Raw genomic sequence first — 24,810 nt, forward strand, 5'->3', positions numbered from 1 at the left:
CTCAGCCCCTCTTCAGCAGCAGGCGGGCCTCGCCCACCGTGATCACGGAACCGGTCACCAGGACCCCGGCCCCTCCGTACTCGGCCTCTTCCTCCGCCAGGGTGATCGCCGCCTCCAGGGCGTCGTCCAGCCGCGGCTCCACCTGCACCCGGTCCGGCCCGAAGACCTCGACCGCGACCGCCGCCAGCTCGTCCGCGGACATCGCCCGGTGGCTGGAGTTCTCCGTGACCACGATCTCCGCGAAGATCGGCTCGAAGGCCTCCAGGACCCCCTTGACGTCCTTGCCCTCGCTCGCGGCCATGACCCCGATCAGCCGGCTGAATCCGAAGGCCTCGGTCACCGCCTCCGCCGTGACCTGCGCGCCGGCCGGGTTGTGGGCCGCGTCCAGGACCACCGTCGGGCTGCGCCGTACGACCTCCATCCGGCCCGGCGAGGTCACCGAGGCGAAGGCCCGGCGCACGGTCTCCAGGTCCAGCTCACGCGACTGCTGCGCGCCGACCCCGAAGAAGGCCTCGACCGCCGCCAGCGCCACCGCCGCGTTGTGCGCCATGTGGGCGCCGTACAGCGGCAGGAAGATGCCGTCGTACTCGCCGCCCACGCCGCGCAGCGTCAGCATCTGCCCGCCGACCGCCACCTCGCGCGAGACGACGCCGAACTCCATGCCCTCGCGGGCCACGGTCGCGTCCACCTCGACGGCCTTCTTCAGCAGCACCTGCGCGGCGTCCACCGGCTGCTGCGCCAGGATCACGGTGGCGTCCTGCTTGATGACGCCGCCCTTCTCCTGGGCGATCTCCCCGGGCGTGGAGCCGAGCCGGTCCGTGTGGTCCAGGCTGATCGGGGTGATCACCGCGACCGCGCCGTCGATCACGTTGGTCGCGTCCCAGGTGCCGCCCATGCCGACCTCGACGACGGCCGCGTCGACGGGGGCGTCCGCGAAGGCCGCGTAGGCCATACCGGTGAGCACCTCGAAGAAGGACAGCCGGTACTCCTCCTGGGAGTCGACCATCTCCACGTAGGGCTTGATGTCGTAGTACGTCTCGATGAAGCGCTCGGCGGTGATCGGCGCCCCGTCGAGACTGATCCGCTCGGTGACCGACTGCACGTGCGGGCTGGTGTAGCGCCCGGTGCGCAGCTCGAAGGCGTTCAGCAGGGCCTCGATCATGCGGGCGGTGCTGGTCTTGCCGTTGGTGCCGGTGACGTGGATGGAGGGGTACGCGCGCTGCGGTTCGCCCAGGACGTCCATCAGCGCGGCGATCCGCGTGACGGACGGCTCCAGCTTGGTCTCGCCCCAGCGGGTGGAGAGCTCCTGCTCCACCTCCTGGAGCGCCCGCGCCACCTCGGGGTCGAGGGGCTGCGACGGTACCGGGTCGCCCTGGGGCGGTCCGGCCTGGGCGCGCAGGGTGCGGCTGCCGGCCTCGATCACCGCCAGGTCGGGGTCGCGGTCGGACTCTTCGGCCACGATCCGTTCGAAGAGATCGGAGGTCTCGTCGCGGTCGTCGGGTCCGTTGCTCTCGGGCTGCTGCTCACTCACGGGGCCAGTCTACGGACGGGGGGCCCGGGGACTTTCGACCCGGCCGTTTCAGGACCTTCGGCGGCCGCTGCGACCTGATCGTTATGCAAGCCTTGCGGACAGGAGATAGGGGAACAAATGCCGCAGGCCAGCACCGACAAGTCCGCTTCCAGCCGCGACATAGGGATCGATCTGGGGACCGCGAACACCCTGGTCTACGCCCGGGGGCACGGGATCGTCCTCAATGAGCCGTCCGTGGTGGCGGTCAAGGCGGGCACGACCACGGCCCTGGCCGTGGGGACCGAGGCCAAGGAGACCATCGGCCGCACCCCCGGCTCCATCACCGCGATCCGCCCCCTGAAGGACGGGGTGATCTGCGACTACGAGGCCGCCGAGGAGATGATCCGGCACTTCGTCCGCAAGGCCGTGCCCGGGCGGCGGCCGCGCACCAGGATGGTGATCTGCGTGCCCTCCGGGGTCACCCCGGTCGAACGGCGGGCCATCGTCCACGCCTCGACGCGGGCCGGTGCCAGGGCCGTCCACCTGATCGAGGAGCCGATGGCGGCGGCGATCGGCGCGGGCCTGCCCGTGGCCGAGCCGCGCGGCTCGATGGTGGTCGACATCGGCGGCGGCACCACCGAGGTCGCCGTCATCTCGCTCGGCGGGATCGTCACCGCCCGGTCGCTGCGGGTCGGCGGGGACCGGATGGACGGCGCGATCACGGACCACGTGCGCAAGGAGCACGGCCTGCTGATCGGGGAGCGCACCGCCGAGGACGTCAAGGTCGCCATCGGATCGGCCTGGCCGGTGCCGGAGCGGCCGGAGCTGGAGACGCGGACCTTCACGGTGCGCGGCCGGGAGCGGGTCGCAGGCATGCCGAAAACGCTCGCGCTGGGGGCGGCGGACGTACGGGCCGCCCTCGACGAGCCGGTCGAGGCGATCATCGCCGCGGTGCGGGCCACCCTGGAGGAGTGCCCGCCGGAGCTGTCGGGCGATGTGATGGAGCACGGCATCGTGCTGACCGGCGGCGGGGCCCTGCTGCCGGGCCTGGACCTGCGGATGGCTTCGGCCACGGGCATCCCGGTGTTCGTCGCCGACTCCCCGCTGGACTGCGTGGCGCTGGGCTCGGGCCGGTGCGTGGAGGAACTGGACGAGCTGAACAGCCTGCTGGTCCCGGCGAAGGCCTGAGGGCGGCGCTCGGCGGTGGCGGCCGGCGGCGGCTACCCGCGCGGCAGGGTGGCCACGACCGTGTACGAGTCCTGCGTGCGCGTGGCCGTGAGCGTTCCGCCCAGGCTGCGCACGCGCTCGGACATGCTCGCCGTGCCCGAGCCCGCCGAGACGGGGGCGCGCGCCGGCGTCCGGACGGGCAGGCCGTTGCTGACGGCGATCCGCAACCGCGGGCCGTCCGCCTCGATCGACACGTCGATCGTTTCGCCGCCGGCGTGCTTGGCCGCGTTGGTCAGGCATTCCTGGACCACCCGGTAGACCGCCGCCTGCCGCAGCGGCGACAGCCCGTGCGCCTGCGGATCCAGGGCCAGCCGTACGGGCGAACCGGCCCGGCCGCTCTCCTGCGCGAGGGCCGCCAGCCCTTCCACGCCCGGGGTCGAGGCCCGCTCCCCGCGCTGCACGATGATCTCGTTGAGGACGAGGTGGGCCCGGCGCGCGGTGTCGGCGAGCTCCTCGAAGTCCTTGGCGTACGCCGTCTCGCGAGCCCGCGCCGAGAGCACCTCGGAGCGCACGGTCAGCAGGGTCAGCTCGCGGCCGACGAAGTCGTGGACGTCCCGGGCGACCGAGGTGCGCTCCTGCTCGACGGCCTGGAACACCGCCGCTTCGGCGCGCCGGGCGGCCAGTTCCGCCACGAGGTCGTGCCGGTAGGCGGCGATGCCGACGGCCGAGGCGAGCACCCCGATCGGCACGACGAGGCTCAGGAACGCGCTGAGCGTGTGGGCGTGCGGTTCGGGCCAGCCCGGGACGCTGAAGACGGCCAGCGCGAAGGCGATGTACCCGAGGGTGGCCAGGAGGGCCGGCCGCCGCCCCCGGTAGCGCCCGACCGAGTACAGGGCGAACTGGATCAGCGTCAGCTCGTGCAGCCAGCCGATGAAGACGAGCGCGGTGAGGTACGAGACCCAGGGCAGGCGGCGCCGTACCACCAGGGAGCAGCATCCGGCGGCGAGCACGGCGGCGGCCATCGGACCGTTGAGCGAGTTGTCCGCGGCGGCCAGGCCGGGCAGGTCCAGCGCCATCAGGCCGAGGCAGCTGAGTGCGGTGAGCACGTCAAGCGCCCGGGGGGACCCCGCCCAGCTCGCGGCGAGCCTGCGGCCGGCGGCCGCGGCCCGGTGGAGCGCCGAGGCGACGGGCGGGACGTACATGCCTTCCATCATCCGTGCTCGGCAAGGGGTATCGGATCGGCCAACCCGGCCGGAATGGTGATGTGCGACACCCCGGACAACTCGGGACACACCCTGTCAGGGCGTCGTACCGGCACCCGGACCCGCGTAGTCCGAGCCGAAGCAGGACCGGATCTCGCGCTCGGAGTCCGGGCGCCCCGCGAAGTTGAGCCGGGAGTCCTCCTCCTTCGGGGCGGCCTTCGGGTCGGCGTTGAACGAGACCGACCACCAGTAGACGCCGGTCATCTTCCGCTCCCGGACGACCTGGCAGACCGCCTTGTACCAGTTGGCCTGCACGAGGGGGTTCAGCTTGCGCCGCGCGTAGAAGTCGCCGGGTGCGGAGTACGCGCCGTCCATGGCGCTGATGCCCGCCTCGGCGAGCACGATCCGCGGCAGCGGGCCCTTGGTCTTCTTGTCCAGCCAGGCGTTCCAGCCGTCGACGAGCCGATCCACGGGGGCGTCGTCGGGGACCTTGACGGGGAAGTACGCGTCGACGCCGAGCCGCTCGACGGGCACGTCGATGTGGCCGCCCACGTAGTTGTCCCAGTTGGCGTCGTAGGACACCTCGCCCTTGAACCGCTTCTCCGCCGTCGCGATGAGGGACTTCCAGCCCGGGTCGCCCTCCATCGAGTTCAGTTCGGTGCCGATCACGAACGTCGCCGCCCGCTGCCGCTGGGCCACGTCGAGGTACGGGCCGAGCAGGGCCTCGTACGAATCGAACCAGGCCGCCTTGTCGGTCGGCTTGATGTTGCCGCGCCACCCCTCCGGCGGTACGAGCACGACCTCGTCCAGCGTGGGGCGGACGGTGGTGCGCAGCCCGGCCTCGCGGAAGACGCGCAGCACCGTCTCCAGGTGCTCGGGCGTCGGGGTGCCGTGGCCGGCCGAGAGCTTCGTCGAGGTGCGGCCTTCCGTGTAGAAGGGGAAGGAGACGGAGACGGCGTTGGCCTTCAGCCCGACGAGGTAGGCGGCGTGCTTGCGCGCCTGGTTCTCGATGTACGCGTCGTCGCGGTCCTTCTTGTCCTCCCAGAAGATCTGGACGCCCCATTCGGGCATGCCCGCCTTCCAGGGCTTGTCCACCTTCGGCGCGGGACCCGCGGGCGGGGCCTCCTGGGTCTGTTCGGCCGGGCTTGCGCCGCCGGTGGGAGCGGTGGTGGCGCCGTGGGCCGCGGTGCGGGCGGGGCCGGAAGGGGAGTCGCGCAGGACCAGGGCCGGCTCCAGGGATCCCTGACGCCAGCGCAGGGGGTGGTCTCCGACCACGAACGGCAGGCCTATGACCAGGGAGGTCACGGTCACCGGCAGGATCGCGAGCAGGGGGACCTTGGAACGCCGGGCCGCCCTGCCCTTCCTGCTCTCGTTCCGGCTGTCGCTGCTCGCGCTGCTCTCGCTCTCGCTGCTCTCGTTCTCGTTCACGTGGGGCTCTCGGTTTCTCACGCGGGCTTGGCGATGACGACGAACTTGTTCTCCTCGCGCTTGACGAACTTGAACAGTCCGCGCAGGCCGCCGAGCCCTTCCATCACGGAGAAGACGGGGATGAGGCCCAACACGACGATCGGCTCCCACCAGCGCCGCCGGCCGTTCGCCGAGACCAGGGCGTTGAGCCGCAGCCCCTCCCAGTAGGTCCAGATGACGTACGCGAAGTTGAGCGCCCACATGATCACGACGGTCTGGGCCACGGGCGAGGTGTTGAAGTCGCCGATGAGCCAGGCCACGAAGAGCACGGTCGCGACGTGCTGGAGCGGGCCGAAGACCCAGGTCGCCACACAGAGCAGCAGGAACCAGCGGTACCGGAACGGCACCGTGCGGTTGAAGCAGAGGGCCACCAGCCCCCAGGCCCAGCGCTCGCGTTGTTTGACGAAGTCCCTGGTGGTGGCCGGCGAAGCTCCGTAACAGCGGCCGTTGAACCAGTCGCTGCGGCCTGGATACATGCGGCAGAACGTCAGCGCCAGCTGGGCGTCCTCGACGATGGCCTTCGGCCCGAAGTCCCAGCCGATCGTCGCCTCGACGGACGCACGGAGCAGCAGCAGCTCCCCGTGCACGCCGGCGACCGGGGTCCCGAGCCCGGTGAGGGCGCGGAACCGGGCTATGTCGTCGGCGGGGCGGACCGCGTCGGCCAGCCACGTGAAGCGGTTCACGGCGTTCTCGCGCGGGTAGGCGAGGATCCCCTGCGCCATGTGCTTGCCCTCGTCCCCGGCCCGCCGCTGGCGGTTGACGAACTGGGCCACCGACGCGGCGGTGTCGGGGCCGACACCGGTGTCGTCGTCCATGTGCAGCACCCATACGTCGTCGAGGGCCTCCCCCTCGTCGATCCGCAGCTCGTGGGCGTAGTGGTTGGCGCGGGCCTTGAACCGGGTCCCGTTCGCCGTCTCGTACGCCTTGGGCACCGTGACCACGCGGATCAGCGGGTTCGTCGCGGCCAGGGCGTCGATCCGTGCGGCCGCCTCGCAGCCCTCCTCGGTGAGGACGTCGACCCGCAGGAGCGGGAAGTACGGGGGCAGGTGCTCCACGTAGCTCAGGACCGAGCGCTCCAGCGCCGGGTACGTGTCGTGGCGGCCGATGGTCGGCACGAGCACGATGAGGAAGTCCTCCTCCACCGGCGTCGGCGGGACCATCTCGTGCGACTTGCGCAGCCGGCGGCGGATCAGCAGGGCGCCCTGGAGGCCGACCATCACGCCCACGCCGGGCAGCGACCAGACGACGGACAGGGTCCAGCCCAACGGGGTCGGATTCGGCTTGAACGACCACAGGCCGAAGCCCGCGAGGAGCAGGAAGGGCAGCAGGAAGGGGAGCACGCCGGGCTTCCACTCGGCATGGCGCTGTACGAGTTTCGCGTCGCGCCGGGTGGCGGGCGTGCGCTCCTGTATGGGGGCGGAGGTCATGGCAGAGGTCCTTCGGGATTCCTACGACTACTGCTGTTGCTGCGGCGGCGACTGGGGTTGGGGCGGCTGGGCCTGGGGCGGCTGCGGCCAGGCGGGTTGGCCGCCGTACGGGCCGGGCCCGTAACCGGGCTGGGCCTGCTGGGGCGCGTACGGCTGGGGCTGCGGCTGGCCGTAGCCCGTCTGCGGCAACTGCGGCCCGGGGTGCGGCGGGTAGCCCTGCGGGGCCCCGAACCCGTGGGAGGGCTGCGGCGATTGCTGCGCGGGCGCCTGCTGCGCCCGGCGGGCCTCGTTCGCCTGCCGGGTCCACGGGTTCGCCGGCGGCTGCCACGCTTCGCGCACGGCGAAGTCCCGCAGCAGCAGGACGATGAGGGCGCAGGTCACCGCGGCCCCGACGGCGAACGTCGCCAGCTTCAGCCCGCCCTGGACGGTCGTGGTGAAGTACTCGGCCTGCTTGTCGTCGAAGAGCGCACCCGACAGGCTGCGCACCCGGTTGTAGCCCTCAATGGCGGCGCCGCCGATGATGATGCCCCGCCCGAGGGTGTTCCCGCGCAGGACCAGCAGCCCGCCCGCCACGTAGACGACACCCCAGTTGAGGTTGAACGTCTCTGCGGTGCCGGACCCGTCACCGGTGCCGTAATACACGATGCCCTGGAGGAAGTCGGCGACGCCGACCTGCCAGAAGCAGTTGTACACGGCCCAGAGGAGCAGGATGCCCGCCCAGCCCATGGCCACGAAGGCGGCCACACGGTGGGCGCGTGGCGTTGACGCGCTCAACTTCACTCCTATTCGAATGTTCCGTCGTGCAGGGCGGGCCATCGCACGCCCACGGGGCCGGACTCCCGGCCGCCGGTGATCGTCTTGGGATCGTCGTACGTCCGGCGCACGTCGGCGTCCGAGTTCTTCGCCGTGAGGCCGTCGCCCCACACGGTCCACAGCACCCACGGGGCCTGGTCGAGGGTCGTGCGCTGCGCCGAGCCCAGCGGCACGTGGAAGGACTCCGCGAGGATCCGCGGTTTGCCGTAGTCCGCGAGCCCGCGGTGCCAGGTCGTCGTCCAGCCGCCCGGGTCGAAGGGCCGGTCCGGCGTTCCGCTGTAGTCGTCGACGCCGACCACGTCCACGTACTCGCCGCCCGGGTAGAAGTCCCAGGGCTCTTTGCCGTGGACTCCGTCCCAGGCGGTGGGGGCCCATACGAAGATCAGGTTGTGCAGTCCGCGGGAGCCCACCAGGTAGTGGTGGAGCAACTCCCACAGAGCCGTGTACTGCCGGGGCTCGAGCCCGGCCCACCAGAAGCTCTGCTCCCCGCCGAGCGAGTTCATCTCGTGGTACGGGCGCAGCAGTACGGGAACGTCGTGCGCGGCCAGGTAGCCGAGGTGGTCCGCGAGGAAGGACAGGTCGAGCAGGAGCGCCGCGTGCTCGGCGGTACCGGGCGTGAGCAGCCGGTCGATCCAGCCGGGGTCCTTCGCGGAGGGCGCGTTGCGGCGCAGGGTCTGGTCGTAGCTCTTGACGGGGCTGCCCGGCCACGGCTGGTGGAACGACATCCCGACCAGGCCTGCGGGTGCTCCCCCGTTCTCCGGCAGCACGGTCTTGGTGCCGTTCCAGAGGCTTTCCGTGCCCGTGGGGTTGTACGAGCCGTCCTCCTCGCGGGGCAGTCCGTGCCAGACGCCGAGGGCCAGGTCGACCACGTCGTTCACGTAGGTCCATAACTCGCGGCGGGCGGGCCAGGCGGCGCGCGAGTAGTCCCGCGCCTCCCCCACGCCCCAGCCCGGCTGCTGGTAGCCGGGTCCCAGGTCGAGTTCGAGGAAGGCCGGCAGTTTGCCGGTGATGTCCCGGGGTTTGCGGTAGTAGTAGCCGGGAGGTTTGGGACCGGTGTGGTCGCCGTACTCGGGGTTGTACCGCTCGTTGTGGACCTCGGCGTGCTGGCCCATGAGGGTGCCCCGGCGGCGGCCGGCCCGGGCGTCCGTCTCCAGCGCGACCAGGAGCCGGTACACGGCCTGGGCCGTCTTGGAGGCCTTGGGATCCCGGGACAGCAGGTCCTTCTGGAGGCCTGCGGCCGGCGCGCGCGAGGTGTTGAAGGCGGCCACTCCGGCGAGGGCGCCGCCCGTCGCCACGGTGGCGGCCGCACCGAGGAGGAGATTGCGGCGCTTCAGGTCGCGGTCCAAGACCCCGCGGGTCTGCACGTCACGACCCCACACCCCGAGACCCCCCTCGGTCGACAGCCGGCAGGCATCGGCCCCTCGGGTCGTGCGGAACCTCTGGGGCCGGATTCACCCTACGCGTCGGCCCCCGGGCAATGTGCCCGGGGGCCGATGGTTCACCTTTTGTTACACGCCGCTTGGTGCGCGGTACGCCCTACGCGGTGGGCAGGGTGTCCAGTTGGGCCTGGATGCGGGTGATGTCCGCCTCGGCCTTCGACAGCCGGCCCTTGATCTTGTCCACGACGTTGTCGGGAGCCTTGGCCAGGAAGGCCTCGTTCCCCAGCTTCGCCTCGGCCTGCTGCTTCTCCTTCTGCGCGGCCGCGAGGTCCTTGGAGAGGCGCCCGCGCTCGGCGGCCACGTCGATCGTGCCCGACAGGTCGAGCGCGACCGTGGCGCCGGCGACCGGGAGGGTCGCGGTGGCGCTGAAGGAGTCGCCCTCGGGCTGGAGGCGCAGCAGCTGCCGGATGGCCGCCTCGTGCGCGCCCAGGGCGGTGGCACCCAGCTCCAGACGGGCCGGAACCTTCTGGCCGTCCTGCAAGCCCTGCTCCTTGCGGAACCGGCGGACCTCGGTGACCAGGGACTGGACGGTCGCGATCTCCGACTCGGCGGCCTCGTCGCGGAAACCGCTGTCCTTGGGCCAGTCGGCGATGACGAGGGACTCGCCGCCGGTCAGCGTGGTCCACAGCGTCTCGGTGACGAACGGGACCACCGGGTGCAGGAGCCGCAGCATGACGTCGATGACCTCGCCCAGGACCCGGCCCGAGACCTTGGCCTGCTCCCCGCCCGCGAAGAACGTCGTCTTCGACAGCTCGACGTACCAGTCGAAGACCTCGTCCCACGCGAAGTGGTAGAGCGCCTCGCTGAGCTTCGAGAACTGGAAGTCCTCGTAGTACGCGTCGACCTGAGCGACCGTCTTGTTCAGGCGGGACAGGATCCACCGGTCGGTCGCCGACAGCTGCTCGACCGGGGGCAGGTCGCCCTCGATCGTGGCGCCGTTCATCAGCGCGAAGCGCGTGGCGTTCCAGATCTTGTTGGCGAACTTGCTGGAGGCCTGGACCCAGTCCTCGCCGATCGGGACGTCGGTGCCGGGGTTGGCGCCCTTGGCCAGGGTGAAGCGGACGGCGTCGGAGCCGTACTTGTCCATCCAGTCCAGCGGGTCGACGACGTTGCCGAAGGACTTCGACATCTTCTTGCCGCGCTCGTCGCGGACCAGGCCGGTCAGGGCGATCGTCTTGAACGGGACCTCGCCGTCCATGGCGTACAGGCCGAACATCATCATCCGGGCGACCCAGAAGAAGATGATGTCGTGGCCGGTGACCAGGACGTCGGTGGAGTAGAACTTCGCCAGGTCCGGGGTCTTCTCCGGCCAGCCGAGCGTGGAGAACGGCCACAGGCCCGAGGAGAACCAGGTGTCGAGGACGTCGGTGTCCTGGTGCCAGCCCTCGCCGGTGGGCGCCTCGTCGTCCGGGCCGACGCAGACGATCTCGCCGTCCGGGCCGTACCAGACCGGGATCCGGTGGCCCCACCACAGCTGACGCGAGATGCACCAGTCGTTGAGGTTGTCGACCCAGTCGAAGTAGCGCTTCTCCATCTCCTTCGGGTGGATCGTGACCCGGTCGTCGCGGACCGCGTCGCCGGCGGCCTTGGCGAGGGTCTCGACCTTGACCCACCACTGCAGCGACAGGCGCGGCTCGACGGTGGTGGAGCAGCGGGAGCAGTGCCCGACGGAGTGCAGGTACGGGCGCTTCTCGGCGACGATCCGGCCCTGCTCGCGCAGCGCGCCGACGACCGCGGAGCGGGCCTCGAAGCGGTCCAGGCCGAGGAAGGGGCCGTGGACGGTGATGGTGCCGTGCTCGTCCATGATCGTCATGTTGGGCAGGCCGTGGCGCTGTCCGATGGCGAAGTCGTTCGGGTCGTGCGCCGGGGTCACCTTGACGCAGCCGGTGCCGAACTCCGGGTCGACGTGCGTGTCCGCGACGACCGGGATGGAACGGTCGGTCAGCGGCAGCTTGATGAGCTTGCCGACCAGGTGCTTGTAGCGCTCGTCGTCCGGGTGGACGGCGATGGCCGTGTCGCCGAGCATCGTCTCGGCGCGCGTGGTGGCGACGACCAGGGTGTCCTCGCCCTCGCCGTACTTGATCGAGACGAGCTCGCCCGCGTCCTCCTGGTACTCCACCTCGATGTCGGAGATGGCCGTCAGGCAGCGGGGGCACCAGTTGATGATGCGCTCGGCGCGGTAGATCAGCTCGTCGTCGTAGAGCTTCTTGAAGATCGTCTGGACGGCCTTGGAGAGGCCTTCGTCCATGGTGAAGCGCTCGCGCGACCAGTCGACGCCGTCGCCGAGGCGCCGCATCTGGCCGAGGATCTTGCCGCCGTACTCTTCCTTCCACTGCCAGACGCGCTCGACGAACTCCTCGCGGCCCAGGTCGTGGCGGGACTTGCCCTCCTCGGCGAGCTGCTGCTCGACCTTGTTCTGGGTGGCGATGCCGGCGTGGTCCATGCCGGGCAGCCACAGCGACTCGTAACCCTGCATCCGCTTGCGGCGGGTCAGGGCGTCCATGAGCGTGTGCTGGAAGGCGTGGCCCAGGTGCAGGGAACCGGTGACGTTCGGCGGGGGGATGACGATGGTGTACGCGGGCTTCTCGCTCGCGGCGTCCGCCGTGAAGTACCCACGCTCTACCCAGCGCTCGTAGAGCTTCCCCTCTACCTCGGCCGGCGCGTACGCGGTCGGCAGTTCGGAGTGGGGGCTGCTGGGTGTCTGCGCGTTCTCGGTCACGAGGCACAGTTTAGAGCCGTAACAGTCCAGCTATGAAACCGGTAATCCGGGGGCCCGGCGGCCTGTGCGGGTTGGCCTTCCGACAGGATGTCTGAAACGCATAAGGATTCCTGAAGGGGGATGCGGGCATGAGCTACAACCAGCCGGGGCCGTACGGAGGCCAGCCGCCGCAGCAGCCGGGACCGTACGGGGGCCAGCCGCCGCAGCCGGGACCGTACGGCCAGCCCGCGCCGCAGCCCGGCTACGGCTACCCGCAGCAGCCCCCGCCGCCGGGCATCCCCCCGCAGGGCTACCCCCAGCAGCCCCAGCCGGGCTACGGCTACCCCCAGCAGGGCATGCCGCCGCAGCAGCCCCCGTACGGCATGCAGCCGCAGCAGCCGAAGAAGTCCAAGGCGGGCGTGGTGATCGCCGTGGTCGTCGCCATCGCCGTGGTCGCCGGCGCGGGCTGGTACTTCACGAAGGGCGGCGGCGCGGGCGGCGCCGTCGCGGCGAACACCAAGGGCTACAAGCTGGTCGCCCCGGAGACGGTGAACGAGTTCAAGAAGAATCCGAATTACAAGGAGAAGCCCCTCGCCGACAAGGACCGCCAGGAGCTGGAGGCCATCGGCGTCAAGAACCCCACCAGGGTCGCCATGGACTACAGCGCCGGCGACCCGGCCAACCCGCTGACGACCAAGGGCGTGAGCTTCCAGGGCCTGTACGGCGAACTCGCGGATCCGGAGAAGTCGGTGGACGCCTACTTCGCCACCGCCAAGCTCAACGCCGGCAAGGACAAGTCCGCGACGGTCGAGATGATCGGCAGCCCGAAGTCGATGTCCCCCTCGGGGTTCAGCGGCGCCGTGATGAAGTGCCAGGAAATGAAGATCACGGCCGCGAGCACCACGACGACGAAGGGACCGAAGGAGCTGACCCTCCCCATCTGCATCTGGGGCGACTACAGCACCCTCAGCCTGGTCAGCGCCTCCGACGCCGCCTCCATCCTGGCGGGCAAGCCGGGCTACACCCTGGAGCAGACCGCCGACCTGACGGCGAAGCTCTACAACACCGCCCGCGTCAAGAAGTAACCGCGAGCCACATGCGAAGGGGCGCCCGGCCGATGGCCGGGCGCCCCTTCGCGTGCTTCGGGTCGGCTACGCCGACTTCTCCTGCGGGCCCTGGTCCTTCGGGACGATCCGCGGGACCAGCGTCGGGTTCACGTTCGAGCGGACGACGTCCGCGGTGATGACCACGCGGGCCACGTCCTTGCGGGACGGGACCTCGTACATCACCGACATCAGGACCTCTTCCATGATGGCGCGCAGACCGCGCGCGCCCGTCTGGCGCAGGATCGCCTGGTCGGCGATGGCCTCGAGGGCCTCGCGCTCGAAGTCCAGCTCGACGCCGTCGAGTTCGAAGAGCCGCTGGTACTGCTTCACCAGGGCGTTGCGCGGCTCGATGAGGATCTGGAGCAGGGCCTCGCGGTCCAGGTTGTGGACCGAGGTGATGACGGGCAGACGGCCGATGAACTCGGGGATCATCCCGAACTTCACCAGGTCCTCCGGCATGACCTCCTGGAACTGGTCGCTCGCCTCGATCTCGCGCTTCGAGCGGATCGTCGCTCCGAAGCCGATGCCCTTGGCGCCGGCCCGCGACTCGATGATCTTCTCCAGGCCCGCGAACGCACCGCCCACGATGAACAGCACGTTCGTCGTGTCGATCTGGATGAACTCCTGGTGCGGGTGCTTGCGGCCACCCTGCGGCGGGACCGACGCCGTCGTGCCCTCCAGGATCTTCAGCAGGGCCTGCTGCACGCCCTCGCCGCTCACGTCGCGCGTGATCGACGGGTTCTCGCTCTTGCGGGCGACCTTGTCGATCTCGTCGATGTAGATGATCCCGGTCTCGGCCTTCTTGACGTCGTAGTCGGCCGCCTGGATCAGCTTGAGCAGGATGTTCTCGACGTCCTCGCCCACGTACCCGGCCTCCGTCAGCGCCGTCGCGTCGGCGATGGCGAACGGGACGTTGAGCATGCGCGCGAGCGTCTGGGCCAGCAGCGTCTTGCCGGAGCCGGTGGGGCCCAGCAGCAGGATGTTGGACTTCGCGAGCTCGATCGCGTCGTCCCGGCCCTGCGCGCCGCCGTTCTCGCCGGCCTGGACGCGCTTGTAGTGGTTGTACACCGCCACCGAGAGGGCCTTCTTCGCCGGCTCCTGGCCGACGACGTAGCTCTCCAGGAACTCGTAGATCTCACGAGGCTTGGGGAGTTCCTCCCACCGGACCTCGGAGGTCTCGGCGAGCTCCTCCTCGATGATCTCGTTGCAGAGGTCGATGCACTCGTCGCAGATGTACACACCGGGTCCTGCGATGAGCTTCTTCACCTGCTTCTGGCTCTTTCCGCAGAACGAGCACTTGAGCAGGTCGCCGCCGTCACCGATGCGTGCCACGAGGTGCTTCCCCTTCGCCTGGGAGACGCCTGGTTCAGCGCTCCTGGTGCCTCATATCCGACGGTACCTTGCCGGGGGCCCCGTACGGGGCCCCCTTGACGTGGTTCACATCGCCGAATGTGACGACGTGCCCACGCCAACTGACGGCAAGGATCAGTGGGAGTTCTTGCGGGTCGAGACGATCTGGTCGATCAGGCCGTACGCGAGCGCGTCCTCGGCCGTCAGGATCTTGTCGCGCTCGATGTCCTCGCGGATCTTCTCGATCGGCGTGGTGGAGTGCTTGGCCAGCATGGTCTCCAGCTGGTCACGCATGCGCAGGATCTCCTTGGCCGCGATCTCCAGGTCGGAGAGCTGCTCGCGGCCGGTGCCGCCGGACGGCTGGTGGATCAGCACGCGGGCGTTCGGCAGCGCCATGCGCTTGCCCGGGGTGCCGGCGGCCAGCAGGACGGCGGCGGCGGAGGCCGCCTGGCCCATGCAGACCGTCTGGATGTCCGGCTTCACGAACTGCATCGTGTCGTAGATGGCCGTCAGCGCGGTGAAGGAGCCGCCGGGGCTGTTGATGTAGATCGAGATGTCGCGGTCCGGGTCCATCGACTCCAGGCACAGCAGCTGCGCCATGACGTCGTTGGCGGAGGCGTCGTCGATCTGCACGCCGAGGAAGATCACGCGCTCCTCGAAGAGCTTCGCGTACGGGTCGTACTCGCGCACGCCCTGCGAGGTGCGCTCGACGAAGCGCGGGACGACGTAGCGGTTGTCCACCGGCATGCCGGTGTGGAGGCCGCTCGCGGGAGAGAGGTTGTTCATGTGCATCTGGGTGTTCACCATCCTGGTGGCGTTCTGCGGGCTGGGGCTTGCCGGGTGCGGGCGGGCGTACGGGCCCTCGTACGAGGACCCGCGCGCCGGGGCCGGGATCAGGCCCCGGTGCCGCCGCCGCCCGGGACCAGCGACGCGGCGGAGATGATCTCGTCGATGAGGCCGTACTCCTTGGCCTCCTCCGCGGTGAACCAGCGGTCGCGGTCGCCGTCGCGGATGATCGCCTCCACGGTCTGGCCGGAGTGGTGGGCGGTGATCTCGGCCATGCGCTGCTTGGTGCGCAGCAGGTACTCGGCCTGGATCTTGATGTCCGACGCGGTGCCGCCGATGCCGGCGGAACCCTGGTGCATCAGGATGTCCGTGTTCGGGAGCGCGAAGCGCTTGCCCTGGGCGCCGCCGGTGAGCAGGAACTGGCCCATGGAGGCCGCCATGCCCATGCCGATGGTGACGACGTCGTTCGGGATGTACTGCATGGTGTCGTAGACCGCCATGCCCGCCGTCACCGAGCCGCCGGGGCTGTTGATGTACAGGTAGATGTCCTTCTCCGGCTCCGCGGCCAGGAGGAGGAGCTGCGCCGTGATCTTGTTCGCGATGTCGTCGTCGACCTGCTGGCCGAGGAAGATGATGCGCTCGCCGAGCAGCCGGTTGTAGACATGGTCGCCGAGGCCGCCACCGATGGACGGCTCACCCGCGGCGTAAGGCTTCAGATTCGTCACGTATCCACCTGCTCGTCTCCGACGGCCACTTGCCGTCTCAGCGTCTCGTTCTGGGGCGCGGACCGTTCGGGCGGCGTGGCCGCCGGCGTCCGGTTACTCCCGTGCCCTCGTATTCATGGACCCTAACGCGCAGGTCGGACAACGCCATCCCGCTTCCCGAACTGTTCGCTCGGAGCGCAAGCTCCGCGGGCGCCGGGACGGGATGCGGGAAGGCCCGCACACGGCTGTGTACGGGCCTTCCCGATGCTGCTCGGCGGGCGGCGCTCAGGGCGCCGCCCAGGGTGTTACTTGGCCTCTTCGGCGTCGCCCTCGGCGTCACCGTCGGCGGCGGTCTCGACGGCCTCGGCGGCCGTCTCCTCGTCCTCGTCGGACAGGTCCACGACCTCACCGTTGGTGTCGACGACCTTGGCGGCCTCGACGACGACGGCGAGCGCCTTGCCGCGCGCGACCTCGCCGACGAGCATCGGCACCTGGCCGCCCTCGACGACGGCCTGGGCGAACTGGTCGGGGGACATGCCGGAGGAGGCCGCACGGCGCATGAGGTGCTCGGTGAGCTCCTCCTGGTCGACGCCCAGCTTCTCCTTGTTGACCAGCGCGTCCAGGACGAACTGGGTCTTGATGCCCTTGACCGCCTGCTCCTTGGTCTCGGCGTCGAACTCCTCGACCGTCTTGCCCTGGAACTCCAGGTACTTCTCGATGGTCAGGCCCATCTGGCCGAGCTGGTGGTGCTCCAGGTTGTGCTTGCGGGTGTTGACCTCGTCCTCGAGCAGCTTCTCGGGGATCGGCACCTCGACGAGCTCCAGCAGCTTCTCCAGGACGCGCTCCTGGGCCTGCGTGGCCTGGTCGTACTGCTTCATGTTCTCGAGGCGCTTGCGGCTGTCCGCCTTGAGGTCCTCGAGGGTGTCGAACTCGCTCGCCATCTGCGCGAACTCGTCGTCCAGCTCCGGGAGCTCCTTGGCGGAGACCTTGGTGACCTTGACGGTGACCTCGGCGTCCTTGCCCTCGGCGGAGCCGCCCTTCAGCTGGGAGGTGAAGGTGGCCTCGCCACCGGCCTCCAGGCCCTTCACGGCCTCGTCGATGCCGTCGAGGAGCTCGCCCGAGCCGATGGTGTACGAGACGTCGGAGGCGACGCCGTCGGGCAGCACCTCGCCGTCGACCTTGGCCTCCAGGTCGAGGGTGACGACGTCACCCTCGGCGGCGGCGCGCTCGACGTCCTTCGTGGACGCGAAACGGCCGCGCAGCTGCTCGACCGACTTCTCGACGTCCTCGTCGGAAACCTCGACCGCGTCGACCTCGACCTCGATGCCGGAGTAGTCCGGGATCTCGATCTCGGGGCGGACGTCGACCTCGGCGGTGAAGGCCAGCAGCTCGCCGTCCTTCAGCTCCGTGATGTCGACCTCGGGCTGGCCCAGCGGGTTCAGGTCGGCCTCGTTGACCGCCTCGGTGTAGAACTTCGGGAGGGCGTCGTTGACGGCCTCCTCCAGCACCGCACCGCGACCGAAGCGCTGGTCGATGACCCGGGCGGGGATCTTGCCCTTGCGGAAGCCCTTCACCGTGACCTGCTGGTTGATCTTCTTGTACGCCGCGTCGAGGCTGTCCTTGAGCTCCTCGAAGGGCACCTCAACAGTGAGCCGAACCCGAGTCGGGTTCAGGGTCTCCACGGCGCTCTTCACGGTTCGGTCTCCTTGGTGGCTGACTGCTGGGGATTCTGCCGTCGCGCTGTGATTCAGCGGTTCGGCGGACTTCGGCCCGGTACATCAGACACACGGGCACGCAGCTTGCATAGTAACCGCAAGCGGCAATCAGCCCACAACGCGATCTTGTGATGGCGGTGGTGGTGGTCGGGGTGGCCGGATTCGAACCGACGACCTTCCGCTCCCAAAGCGGACGCGCTACCAAGCTGCGCCACACCCCGTCGGTGCGACACGTAGGGTACATGGCCGGAGACCCTCTGATGCGCGGAGTTTCGAGCGAACGTTTCCGGACGCCGCACCACGCCCCCGCAATGGGGTGTGCGCTCACCCGGCCCGACCCGCTAGGATGCTGTCCGTGCCGCGGTCCCCGGACCTGCGGCGCAGGTGTTGCGGGCGTAGCTCAATGGTAGAGCCCTAGTCTTCCAAACTAGCTACGCGGGTTCGATTCCCGTCGCCCGCTCTGAACGGCTCAGGGCCAGGTCAGAGGATGTTTCCTCGCCTGGCCCTGAGTCATTTCCGGGATCCGCGATCAGCCCGTCGTGCCCCCTGCGTGCCCCTTGCGCGGTGGATCTTCCTTCGTGCCCTTGCGGCTCTTCTTGACGAGCCCGCTGAGCGCGTCGGCGATCAACCGGTCCCGGTCGGCGCTGGCGTGCTGATAAATCAGCGCGGCGCGGGCGGTGCTGTGGCCCATCCGCGTCATCAACTCCCGCGTACTGGCGCCCGTTGACGCGGCGAGCGTGTTGCCCGTGTGCCGAAGATCATGGAAATGCAACCCCTTGATCCCCGCCTCACGGCAGGCCTTGTGCCACAGCCGGTTGAAGTGGTTCCGGCGCGGGGTGGCCTTCTTGGCCCCGATGAAGACGCGGCCGTCGGCGCCGGCCTCGGCGTACTGCTTCAGGTGCTCGCCAATATCCGGAAGGATCACGCCGGGGATGGAGACGGTCCTCTTGCCCGCGGCACTCTTCGGCGCCTTGATCTCCCGCTGCCCGTTGCCCAGCTCGGCGACGGCCCGCCGGACGCGCACGGTCCCGTGCTCCAGGTCCACGTCCCGCCGGTGCAGTCCGATGAGCTCGCCCCAGCGCAGCCCCAGGAACCCGGCCATGAGGACGAGTGCCCGATAGCGCGGCTGGATCGCCTCGGCCAGCGCGTAGACCTCCTCGACCGCGGCGGTCGGCCGCTCGGGCGTGTGCACGGAGCTGGCCCCCTTGATCTGGCAGGGGTTTCGCCTGATCAGCTCGTCGGACACGGCAGTCCCCAGGATGGCCCGCAGCAGGGCATAGGCCTTGGCCACGGTGGTGGGCCCGGTCCCGCCGGCCAGCTTGTCCGCACGCCAGCTCCGTACGAGCGGCGGCGAGATCTCCGCCAGGTTGACGGCGCCGAGGACCGGCTCCAGGTGGTGCTCGAGGAGCGAGCCGTAGAGCTGCCGCGTGGTACTGGTCAGCTCACGCTCCTTGATCCACGCGACGGCGTACGGCCCGAAGGCAACCTTCCCGGCGTCCGGATCCTGCCAGTCGCCACGGCGCATCTCGGTCTGCTTGTCGGCGAGCCAGTCGTCAGCGTCCCTCTTCGTACGGAACGTCTCGGGCGCGGGACGAAGCTGTCCGTCCGGGCCGAGGTACCGGGCCTGGTACCGGCCGGAAGGCAGCTTGCGGACCCGGCCGAACTGGCGGCGCTTCCCGGCCATCAGGCAACCACCCCCAACCGGCGACGGCGCGGCTCGATGGTGTTCGCGCTGATGAACGCCTGAACGGCGCTCTCGGGGATCCGGACGTGACGCCCGACCTTCACGTACGTGATCCGCCGCTCCTCGACCAGCCTGCGAGGAAACCTCACGGTGGTCCCGAGGAGCTCGGCGACTTGGACGACGGACAGGTACCGCTCATTCATGCTGCTCCCCCTTCAGGGCTTCGCGGGCGGTCTCCCGGTTGAGCTGGATGTCTCGGGCGATGGTGGCGGCGAGGACCGACTCGCCCGGGCTGTGTCCGTGGCCGGCGTACTGCCATGAGGTGAGGACGAGCACCGTGTCCGGCTCGAAGTCGTCCAGGCCGCGTGCCTCTCGTTCCTGGGCGGCGCGGTAGTCGGCGCGGGTCTGCCGTAAGGCCCCGAGGGTGGTCGAGTAGGAGCGCGACTTCGTGGAGAAGTGGCCGCGGAACCCGAGCATGTGCGACCAGGCGGCGAGGCGCCGGTCCGGGTAGAGCGGCTCAAGGTCGAGGCAGGCCGAGATCAGCCGGGCGGTGTGGTCCGGCACGTCAAGGAGCACCAGGGCCTCGCGATTCCCGACGCGCCGATCGAGCGTCCCGGTGTTCTCGGCCGCCTTGGTCGCGTACTTGGCGACGTACGAGGCCACGGCCTGCTCGGTGATGTCGGAGCCGTCCCCGAACGCCTTGATCGGCCTTATGTCGAGCTGTGTACCCCAGCTGAAGGACCGGGCGGGCTGGTCTCCTGCGGCCGGCACGCTGACAGATGTGTACGAGTGAGCGGCGGCGGCACGGATCGAGGTGGTCAGGAGTTCCGTCGTGGCCCAGGCAGGCGGCGGACTGTCCGGCCCGGCGGGACCGTCGATCCGTACGACGGCGTGGAAGTGGATCGCCCCGCGCTTCTGGAACTCGGCGACTTTCCCGTACGAGAGCCGGGCCACCTCCTTGAGCTCCCGTTGGGTCAGCCCGGCGTACGCGGCGATCTCGCGGCGCAGGCGGGTGGTGAACCGCTGCCAGAGCTGGCCGGCGTGGTTGTTGAAGAGGACGGCGCCCGTGTAGTCGTACGCGTCCGGGTCGAGTGCGGTACCGAGCTCGGCGGCGTCTTCCTGGTGGTGCTTGCCGCAGCGGCAGGCACGGCCGGCGGGCCGGTTGTGGACCGGGCCGAAAGACGGGGCGGTGAGGGTGGCGAAGACCCGGGGATGTTCGCGGACGGTGGCCGGGATGTCCCGGCGTTCGTCGCCTGCGAGACCGGCCCGGATCAGGTGGTAAGTGTCTCCGGCGTACGTCCAGGCACAGGCCGGGCAGCGGGAGGCGCGGCGGTTGCCGCAGGCGATCCGCAGTCGGCCACCGGGCTCGTTCTGAGTGGAGTAGCGGTGCAGGGTCTCGCCGGAGGCCTTGTCCTTGGAGACGGTCCAGCCGGTGATGTGGATCGGGTCGGAGCAGCCGCCCGTACGGCGGATCTGGTCCTCCCAGCGGGCGTAGTCGGGGGCCGCGGCCACTTTCAGCATTTCGCTGAGGAGGCCCGGGGCGGGGTGGTGCCGGGACATGATGGTGTTTCCTTCCGGATCTTCTGGTTCGGGCAGGAGCACGGCGCCGGGGCGGCGGAGACTTGGCAGTTGAGGCCGTCCCGGGGCCGGTCAGCGGTGGTGCTGGCCGTTGAGCAGCGAGCGCAGGACGACGGCGCAGACGGCGACCGAGGCGCCGGTGATGGCGACGGCCAAGAGCATCGAGACGAGTACGGCGCCGACGAGGAGGACCAGGCCCGCTCCCCCGGCGACGGCGGCGACGAGGCCGGCCGGAGTGAGGCGGACGGCGGGCAGCTGCACACGAGACGTCGGCTGAACCGGGGCGTGTTGGCAGTCGCAGGCGGGAGCCGTACCCGTGTGGGGTTCAACGGCGGTGGTAGGTCGGTCGAGCGGGATGACGAGGCCGGTCGGGAGCGGGTTGACCGGGATCTTGGGCCGGATCATGTGGTTCTCCTTCCGGGGCGGGGTTACTTGTTGATCGCGGTGTCGATGACCGGGGCGAGGAAGCTGTCCGCGAGGAGGAAGCCGCCGAGCAGGATCACGGCGACGAGCCACAGCGGCGGGCGGATGAGCTTGTAGCCGAGAACACCGACGACGATCAGGGCGAGCCAGAGCGGAACATCCACGGCGGTGTGTCCTTCAGGTCAGTTGATGCGGCAGCGGTGGGAGCGGGCGGCGAGCTGAGCGGCGGCGGAGCTGGCGTAGTCGGCGGACCAGCCGCAGCCGTCGGCGGTGCACACGGCGGCGTGCTTGGTACGGCCGCGGTTGTCGCGGTAGGTGCCGATCTGGACCGGGCCGATCTTCATGAGCGAGTGGAACGAGTTCCGTACGGGCATCGAGGTCTCCCCTCAGACGAGCTGGACGGCGATGGCCTCTGCCATCGGGAGCGGTACGCCGAGCCGGGCGCGCAGGGTCTCGGTGTCGATCTCCGAGCCGGTGCGGGTGCGGTGATCGGCGGCGAGCTTCTGGGCGTGAGCAACGAGGGCCGGCGGAGCGATGACACTCGGCACCTCCTGAACCGGCGCAGCCAGTGCCGGAGCGGGTTCAGGCTCGTCAGGCGGTTCCCGCTCAAGCACGGGGCCAGGCACGGAAGCTGATTCGGGCGCAGCGGACTGGGCCGCATGCGGGTGGACGAGCAGAGTCCCGCCGAGGAAGGCGAGCGCCGGCCATCCAGCGACGAGGATCCGCAGCCAGTCCGGGACGTGGGCCAGGTCGAGGAGTCCGGCGGTGGCGACGTTCGCGCCGAGCGACGCGGCCAGGGCGACGGTGAACCAGGTCCACGCGGGACCGGTCGACTCCCCCGCATCCCGGAGGCTGCGAAGTCGGCGCCAGGCGGCGACGAGGAGCAGGTCCACACTGACCGGGTAGGCCCAGGCTTTCCATCCGTCCTGTCCGGCCGCCTCGGCGAGGTCGTGCAGGTGGGCGAAGGACAGAGCCCCCGCAATCACGGCTTGGACGAGAACGGCGTCCGGGCGGACGAGGCGGGCCACGTGCTTCACCTCCTTTCGGGCATGGGTGGGGTAGGGACTTGGCGCGAGAGGTCACGCCGACCGAGTGGGGCAGGTGCCTACGGCAGGACAGTCCCGCTGAGAACGCGGGCAGGCAGCACCGGGCGGAAGGGGTCCAGCTCCGGGATCTGCGGCGTGCGGTACGCGTGGGCGTTGCAGACGTCCACGGCCTGGCGGAGCGTGGTGTGCGGCGTACGGATACGGGTCCAGCCGCCGGAGGAGTCGCCGACTACGGCGGTGCCGGGCCGGTCCTTGTCGATCTGGATGGCGGCGAGCACGGCCTCGGAGGAGATGTCGCCGAAGGCCATGTTGGCCGAGGTCTCGTCGTTGACGCGGTGGGCGGTACGGCCGGTGAGCTGGGCGCGGAGCATGGTGATGCCCTTGCCGAGTTCGGAGCCGAAGCGCTGGCCGCAGATCTCCAGGTGGATGCCGGCGGCGCGACCGAGCTGGGAAAGACGTACGAGGTGGGTGACGATCTGGTCCCGCCGGACCTCCTCCTTCTTGTTCGCGGCGAGCGCCAGCTCGGCGACCTCATCGACGAGCAGCACGACAGGTGTGGGACGCAGGTGTTCGGGCAGGTCCCAGATATCGGCGGTGATCTCCGCATCCGGCAGATCCGCGCTGACCCGCTGTTCTGCACGTATGACTTGGTAGACCCGGTCCATGTACTGGACGAGGGCGGCGAGCAGGTCAGCAGCCGTATCGGGGTTGTCGGCCAAGGCCGTGAACCGCTTCGCAAGGGGCGCGAGTTCGACGCCTTTCTTGCAGTCGATCCCAACCAGAGCGACGACACACGGCGCAAGACCGGCGACCAAGTTGCGCTGGTACACGGACTTCCCGGACTTCGTGGCACCCACGTTCAGCGCATGCGGCACCGACCGGTAGTCGCGGTGATGCACGGCCCCGTCCTCCCGCAGAGCAACAGGAACCCGAAGCACTCCAGAGGCCGGACCAGGAGCAGGCATCCGAACGTCCCGCAGGACGTCGTAGCCGGTCATCCGCAGCTCAACGACTCCGGAGCGGATCTCCTGCGCGGTGACGGCGTGCAGCACGAAGGAGTGCCGGAGGCGGTCCGAGGCGGCCGAGAAGTCGAACGCGTCTTGCCCGGACCGAATCTTGAGGCGGAGCACCAGGCCGGTGCGGGTGGGGCGGATCCGCAGGATCCGGGGTGACCGGGATTCCGGCGCGGGACGGTCGGTCAGCCGGGCCAGTGCCAGGCGCCAGCGCGAGGGCGGGACAGTGAGCCCGCAGGCTTCCATCACCGACCGGTAGCGGGCCAAGACGCGGACCCCAGCGCAGGTGACCCCGAAGGTCACCCAGTACCAGCCGGGACGGTACCGCCGCAGGACGAGCGCGACGGCGATGATCAGCAGCGGCAGGACGACCCATAAGGCGTCCATGATCAGGCGGCCTTCGGCGTGGAGGCGGCCTGGACGAGCGAGGTCACCGCGACGGCGCGGAAGCTGATGCCGTGCCGCTTCTGGCCGTTGAACTCGTTCTCCCACGGGCGGGCGACGAGTCCGGTCAGCCCGACCGGCGTGCCCATCACGAGCTCGCCGGTGATGCCGGTCTCGGGAACGGTGACGGAGAGGACCTCGGCATCGCCGTAGGCGGCGAAGAGCACGTCCACGGTCATCATGCGGACGCCGGTCTCGGGGTCGGTGGCGATCTCGCCGGTACGGCGGTCCTTGACCTTGGCGGTCGGCGGCTGGGCCACCATCACCATCGCGGCGGAGGTGTCGACGGGGATCTGACGCACGGAAGATCACTCCTCTACAGGGGCTGGACTCCTTCACTCATGTACATGAGTGACATGAAGAAGAGTGCCCGACTCCTATACATGAGTCAACCCGCTGCGGAAGAAAACTCGCAGCGGGCCGTGGGGAGTTGAGGAGCCGTCAGTCGCGCGCTGGGATCCGGTACTCGAAAACGAACTGGTCAGCGGCCATGAGGGTGTCACAGACCTCCACCACGCGACCCGCCTCCGTCACCGCATCTCGCACCAGATGTACGACCGGCGCGCCAGGACTCAGCGCCAGCTCGGACGTCTCAGCCTTAGAAGCCGGCCGAGCCTGAAGCGTCTCCACGAACTCGGCGAAGACATGCCCATGTTCCTCAAGCCGGGCGTAGATTCCACCGCCACCAGGATTCTCGGCGAACAGCTCAGGGATGTCCTTGACGACGTCCCACGGCAGGTAGGAGCTCGCAGTCTCCACCGGGGTCCCGTTCCGGAAGTACAGCCGCCGCCGGGCAAGCACCTGCGTGCCGACCTCGACCCCAAGCCGTCCGGCAATGTCCTCCGGGGCCTCCATGGGCCCGATGAACAGCACGCTCACCTTGGCCTCGGCGCCGGACTGCGCGGACTCGGCAAGGTAGGCCGCTCGCCCCTCCTGCCGATGCGTACGCCGAAACCGATCAGAAGACCGGAGCCGCACCGGCGGCCGGGCCTTAACAATCGACCCCTTGCCGTGCCGAGTCTCCACGAGCCCACTCGCCCTCACCTCGACCATGGCCTTGCGAATGGTCCCGCCGGAAACCCCATACCGGTCCACGAGCTCGGACTCACTCGGCACCATGTCGCCGGCACCCAGCACCCCGGCCCGGATCTGCTGGACGATCTCGTCGGCGATCTGGACGTACCTCGGTACAGCCTTGCCACCTCCCACTGCGGTTCCCATAGTCCTTCTCTTCCTCC

Annotated in this window: 23 protein-coding genes and 2 tRNA genes; 3 read left to right on the forward strand and 22 right to left on the reverse strand. The window is 69.8% G+C overall.

Annotated elements, in window-relative coordinates; translation table 11 throughout:
• Position 1 precedes the first annotated feature (1 nt).
• The gene (gene folC, locus ACS04_RS26635) at positions 2-1,531 is read right to left on the reverse strand and encodes a bifunctional tetrahydrofolate synthase/dihydrofolate synthase (RefSeq protein WP_048479331.1); all 1,530 of its coding nucleotides are present in this window, start codon (positions 1,529-1,531) and stop codon (positions 2-4) included.
• Positions 1,532-1,648: 117 nt separating this feature from the next.
• On the opposite strand from folC, the gene ACS04_RS26640 reads away from it, so the two are divergent.
• Positions 1,649-2,698 (forward strand): rod shape-determining protein, encoded by a 1,050-nt coding sequence (locus tag ACS04_RS26640; protein ID WP_048479332.1) that lies wholly within the window; start codon positions 1,649-1,651, stop codon positions 2,696-2,698.
• Positions 2,699-2,730: 32 nt separating this feature from the next.
• On the opposite strand, the gene ACS04_RS26645 is transcribed toward ACS04_RS26640, so the two are convergent.
• The 6 genes from ACS04_RS26645 to ACS04_RS26670 all read right to left on the reverse strand — a co-directional run bounded on the left by ACS04_RS26645 (position 2,731) and on the right by ACS04_RS26670 (position 11,744).
• Complete coding sequence (locus ACS04_RS26645) at positions 2,731-3,879, reverse strand: sensor histidine kinase (protein ID WP_048479429.1); 1,149 nt, start codon at positions 3,877-3,879, stop codon at positions 2,731-2,733.
• Positions 3,880-3,975: 96 nt separating this feature from the next.
• The gene (locus ACS04_RS26650; RefSeq protein ID WP_245236559.1) at positions 3,976-5,307 is read right to left on the reverse strand and encodes a glycoside hydrolase family 113; all 1,332 of its coding nucleotides are present in this window, start codon (positions 5,305-5,307) and stop codon (positions 3,976-3,978) included.
• A 17-nt stretch (positions 5,308-5,324) separates the two neighbouring features.
• Positions 5,325-6,773, reverse strand: coding sequence for a glycosyltransferase family 2 protein (locus ACS04_RS26655; RefSeq protein WP_048479333.1), 1,449 nt, complete (start codon positions 6,771-6,773; stop codon positions 5,325-5,327).
• 27 nt (positions 6,774-6,800) lie between these two features.
• The gene (locus ACS04_RS40120; protein WP_158977525.1) at positions 6,801-7,547 is read right to left on the reverse strand and encodes a hypothetical protein; all 747 of its coding nucleotides are present in this window, start codon (positions 7,545-7,547) and stop codon (positions 6,801-6,803) included.
• A gap of 8 nt (positions 7,548-7,555) precedes the next feature.
• On the reverse strand, positions 7,556-8,950 hold the full coding sequence (locus tag ACS04_RS26665; RefSeq protein ID WP_048479335.1) for a glycosyl hydrolase: 1,395 nt from the start codon (positions 8,948-8,950) through the stop codon (positions 7,556-7,558).
• Between the two features lie 172 nt (positions 8,951-9,122).
• Positions 9,123-11,744: a valine--tRNA ligase gene (locus ACS04_RS26670; protein WP_048479336.1), complete on the reverse strand. Its 2,622-nt coding sequence runs from the start codon at positions 11,742-11,744 to the stop codon at positions 9,123-9,125.
• A gap of 128 nt (positions 11,745-11,872) precedes the next feature.
• On the opposite strand from ACS04_RS26670, the gene ACS04_RS26675 reads away from it, so the two are divergent.
• Positions 11,873-12,808, forward strand: coding sequence for a hypothetical protein (locus ACS04_RS26675; protein WP_048479337.1), 936 nt, complete (start codon positions 11,873-11,875; stop codon positions 12,806-12,808).
• Positions 12,809-12,874: 66 nt separating this feature from the next.
• Here ACS04_RS26675 and clpX read toward each other — a convergent pair whose 3' ends face one another.
• The 5 genes from clpX to ACS04_RS26700 form a co-directional block, all read right to left on the reverse strand.
• Positions 12,875-14,161, reverse strand: coding sequence for an ATP-dependent Clp protease ATP-binding subunit ClpX (clpX, locus tag ACS04_RS26680; protein ID WP_048479338.1), 1,287 nt, complete (start codon positions 14,159-14,161; stop codon positions 12,875-12,877).
• A gap of 153 nt (positions 14,162-14,314) precedes the next feature.
• Positions 14,315-14,986: an ATP-dependent Clp protease proteolytic subunit gene (locus tag ACS04_RS26685; protein WP_048479339.1), complete on the reverse strand. Its 672-nt coding sequence runs from the start codon at positions 14,984-14,986 to the stop codon at positions 14,315-14,317.
• 86 nt (positions 14,987-15,072) lie between these two features.
• Positions 15,073-15,690 (reverse strand): ATP-dependent Clp protease proteolytic subunit, encoded by a 618-nt coding sequence (locus tag ACS04_RS26690; protein ID WP_030862323.1) that lies wholly within the window; start codon positions 15,688-15,690, stop codon positions 15,073-15,075.
• A gap of 284 nt (positions 15,691-15,974) precedes the next feature.
• A complete protein-coding gene (gene tig, locus ACS04_RS26695; RefSeq protein ID WP_048479340.1) occupies positions 15,975-17,363 on the reverse strand; it encodes a trigger factor in 1,389 nt (462 codons plus the stop codon).
• A gap of 165 nt (positions 17,364-17,528) precedes the next feature.
• A tRNA-Pro gene (locus tag ACS04_RS26700) sits at positions 17,529-17,605 on the reverse strand.
• A 168-nt stretch (positions 17,606-17,773) separates the two neighbouring features.
• Between ACS04_RS26700 and ACS04_RS26705 the strand changes: the two genes are divergently transcribed.
• A tRNA-Gly gene (locus ACS04_RS26705) sits at positions 17,774-17,844 on the forward strand.
• Positions 17,845-17,913: 69 nt separating this feature from the next.
• Here the strand turns inward: ACS04_RS26705 and ACS04_RS26710 are convergent.
• From ACS04_RS26710 to ACS04_RS26750, 10 genes are all read right to left on the reverse strand, one after another.
• Positions 17,914-19,068 carry a tyrosine-type recombinase/integrase gene (locus ACS04_RS26710; RefSeq protein WP_048479341.1) on the reverse strand — a complete coding sequence of 385 codons (1,155 nt, stop codon included), beginning with the start codon at positions 19,066-19,068 and terminating at the stop codon, positions 17,914-17,916.
• Entirely contained in the window at positions 19,068-19,271 is a 204-nt protein-coding gene (locus ACS04_RS26715) for an excisionase family DNA-binding protein (protein ID WP_048479342.1), read from the reverse strand. The genes ACS04_RS26710 and ACS04_RS26715 overlap by 1 nt, the downstream gene beginning before the upstream one ends.
• A complete protein-coding gene (repSA, locus tag ACS04_RS26720; RefSeq protein ID WP_048479343.1) occupies positions 19,264-20,628 on the reverse strand; it encodes a replication initiator protein RepSA in 1,365 nt (454 codons plus the stop codon). Before repSA ends, ACS04_RS26715 begins: the two co-directional genes overlap by 8 nt.
• A gap of 90 nt (positions 20,629-20,718) precedes the next feature.
• Complete coding sequence (locus ACS04_RS40315) at positions 20,719-20,907, reverse strand: hypothetical protein (RefSeq protein WP_342449548.1); 189 nt, start codon at positions 20,905-20,907, stop codon at positions 20,719-20,721.
• A gap of 167 nt (positions 20,908-21,074) precedes the next feature.
• A complete protein-coding gene (locus tag ACS04_RS37695) occupies positions 21,075-21,233 on the reverse strand; it encodes a hypothetical protein (protein WP_107438707.1) in 159 nt (52 codons plus the stop codon).
• A gap of 18 nt (positions 21,234-21,251) precedes the next feature.
• Positions 21,252-21,443, reverse strand: a complete 192-nt coding sequence (locus tag ACS04_RS26730) for a mobile element transfer protein (protein WP_030862311.1) — start codon at positions 21,441-21,443, stop codon at positions 21,252-21,254.
• Positions 21,444-21,455: 12 nt separating this feature from the next.
• Positions 21,456-22,097: a DUF2637 domain-containing protein gene (locus ACS04_RS26735; RefSeq protein WP_048479345.1), complete on the reverse strand. Its 642-nt coding sequence runs from the start codon at positions 22,095-22,097 to the stop codon at positions 21,456-21,458.
• 77 nt (positions 22,098-22,174) lie between these two features.
• Positions 22,175-23,515: an FtsK/SpoIIIE domain-containing protein gene (locus tag ACS04_RS26740; protein WP_048479346.1), complete on the reverse strand. Its 1,341-nt coding sequence runs from the start codon at positions 23,513-23,515 to the stop codon at positions 22,175-22,177.
• Between the two features lie 2 nt (positions 23,516-23,517).
• The gene (locus ACS04_RS26745) at positions 23,518-23,874 is read right to left on the reverse strand and encodes an SCO3933 family regulatory protein (protein ID WP_048479347.1); all 357 of its coding nucleotides are present in this window, start codon (positions 23,872-23,874) and stop codon (positions 23,518-23,520) included.
• Between the two features lie 139 nt (positions 23,875-24,013).
• Entirely contained in the window at positions 24,014-24,793 is a 780-nt protein-coding gene (locus ACS04_RS26750) for a GntR family transcriptional regulator (protein ID WP_048479348.1), read from the reverse strand.
• Between the last annotated feature and the right edge of the window lie 17 nt (positions 24,794-24,810).

Source organism: Streptomyces roseus, from assembly GCF_001044425.1.
Taxonomy (GTDB): domain Bacteria; phylum Actinomycetota; class Actinomycetes; order Streptomycetales; family Streptomycetaceae; genus Streptomyces; species Streptomyces roseus.

Coding starts and splice junctions, on each gene's coding strand:
- ACS04_RS26640 (WP_048479332.1), top strand. CDS start 1,649: ATGCCGCAGGCCAGCACCGACAAGTCCGCTTCCAGCCGCGACATAGGG.
- ACS04_RS26645 (WP_048479429.1), bottom strand. CDS start 3,879: ATGTACGTCCCGCCCGTCGCCTCGGCGCTCCACCGGGCCGCGGCCGCC.
- ACS04_RS26655 (WP_048479333.1), bottom strand. CDS start 6,773: ATGACCTCCGCCCCCATACAGGAGCGCACGCCCGCCACCCGGCGCGAC.
- ACS04_RS26675 (WP_048479337.1), top strand. CDS start 11,873: ATGAGCTACAACCAGCCGGGGCCGTACGGAGGCCAGCCGCCGCAGCAG.
- ACS04_RS26685 (WP_048479339.1), bottom strand. CDS start 14,986: ATGGTGAACACCCAGATGCACATGAACAACCTCTCTCCCGCGAGCGGC.
- ACS04_RS26710 (WP_048479341.1), bottom strand. CDS start 19,068: ATGGCCGGGAAGCGCCGCCAGTTCGGCCGGGTCCGCAAGCTGCCTTCC.
- ACS04_RS26715 (WP_048479342.1), bottom strand. CDS start 19,271: ATGAATGAGCGGTACCTGTCCGTCGTCCAAGTCGCCGAGCTCCTCGGG.
- repSA (WP_048479343.1), bottom strand. CDS start 20,628: ATGTCCCGGCACCACCCCGCCCCGGGCCTCCTCAGCGAAATGCTGAAA.
- ACS04_RS26730 (WP_030862311.1), bottom strand. CDS start 21,443: ATGCCCGTACGGAACTCGTTCCACTCGCTCATGAAGATCGGCCCGGTC.
- ACS04_RS26740 (WP_048479346.1), bottom strand. CDS start 23,515: ATGGACGCCTTATGGGTCGTCCTGCCGCTGCTGATCATCGCCGTCGCG.
- ACS04_RS26750 (WP_048479348.1), bottom strand. CDS start 24,793: ATGGGAACCGCAGTGGGAGGTGGCAAGGCTGTACCGAGGTACGTCCAG.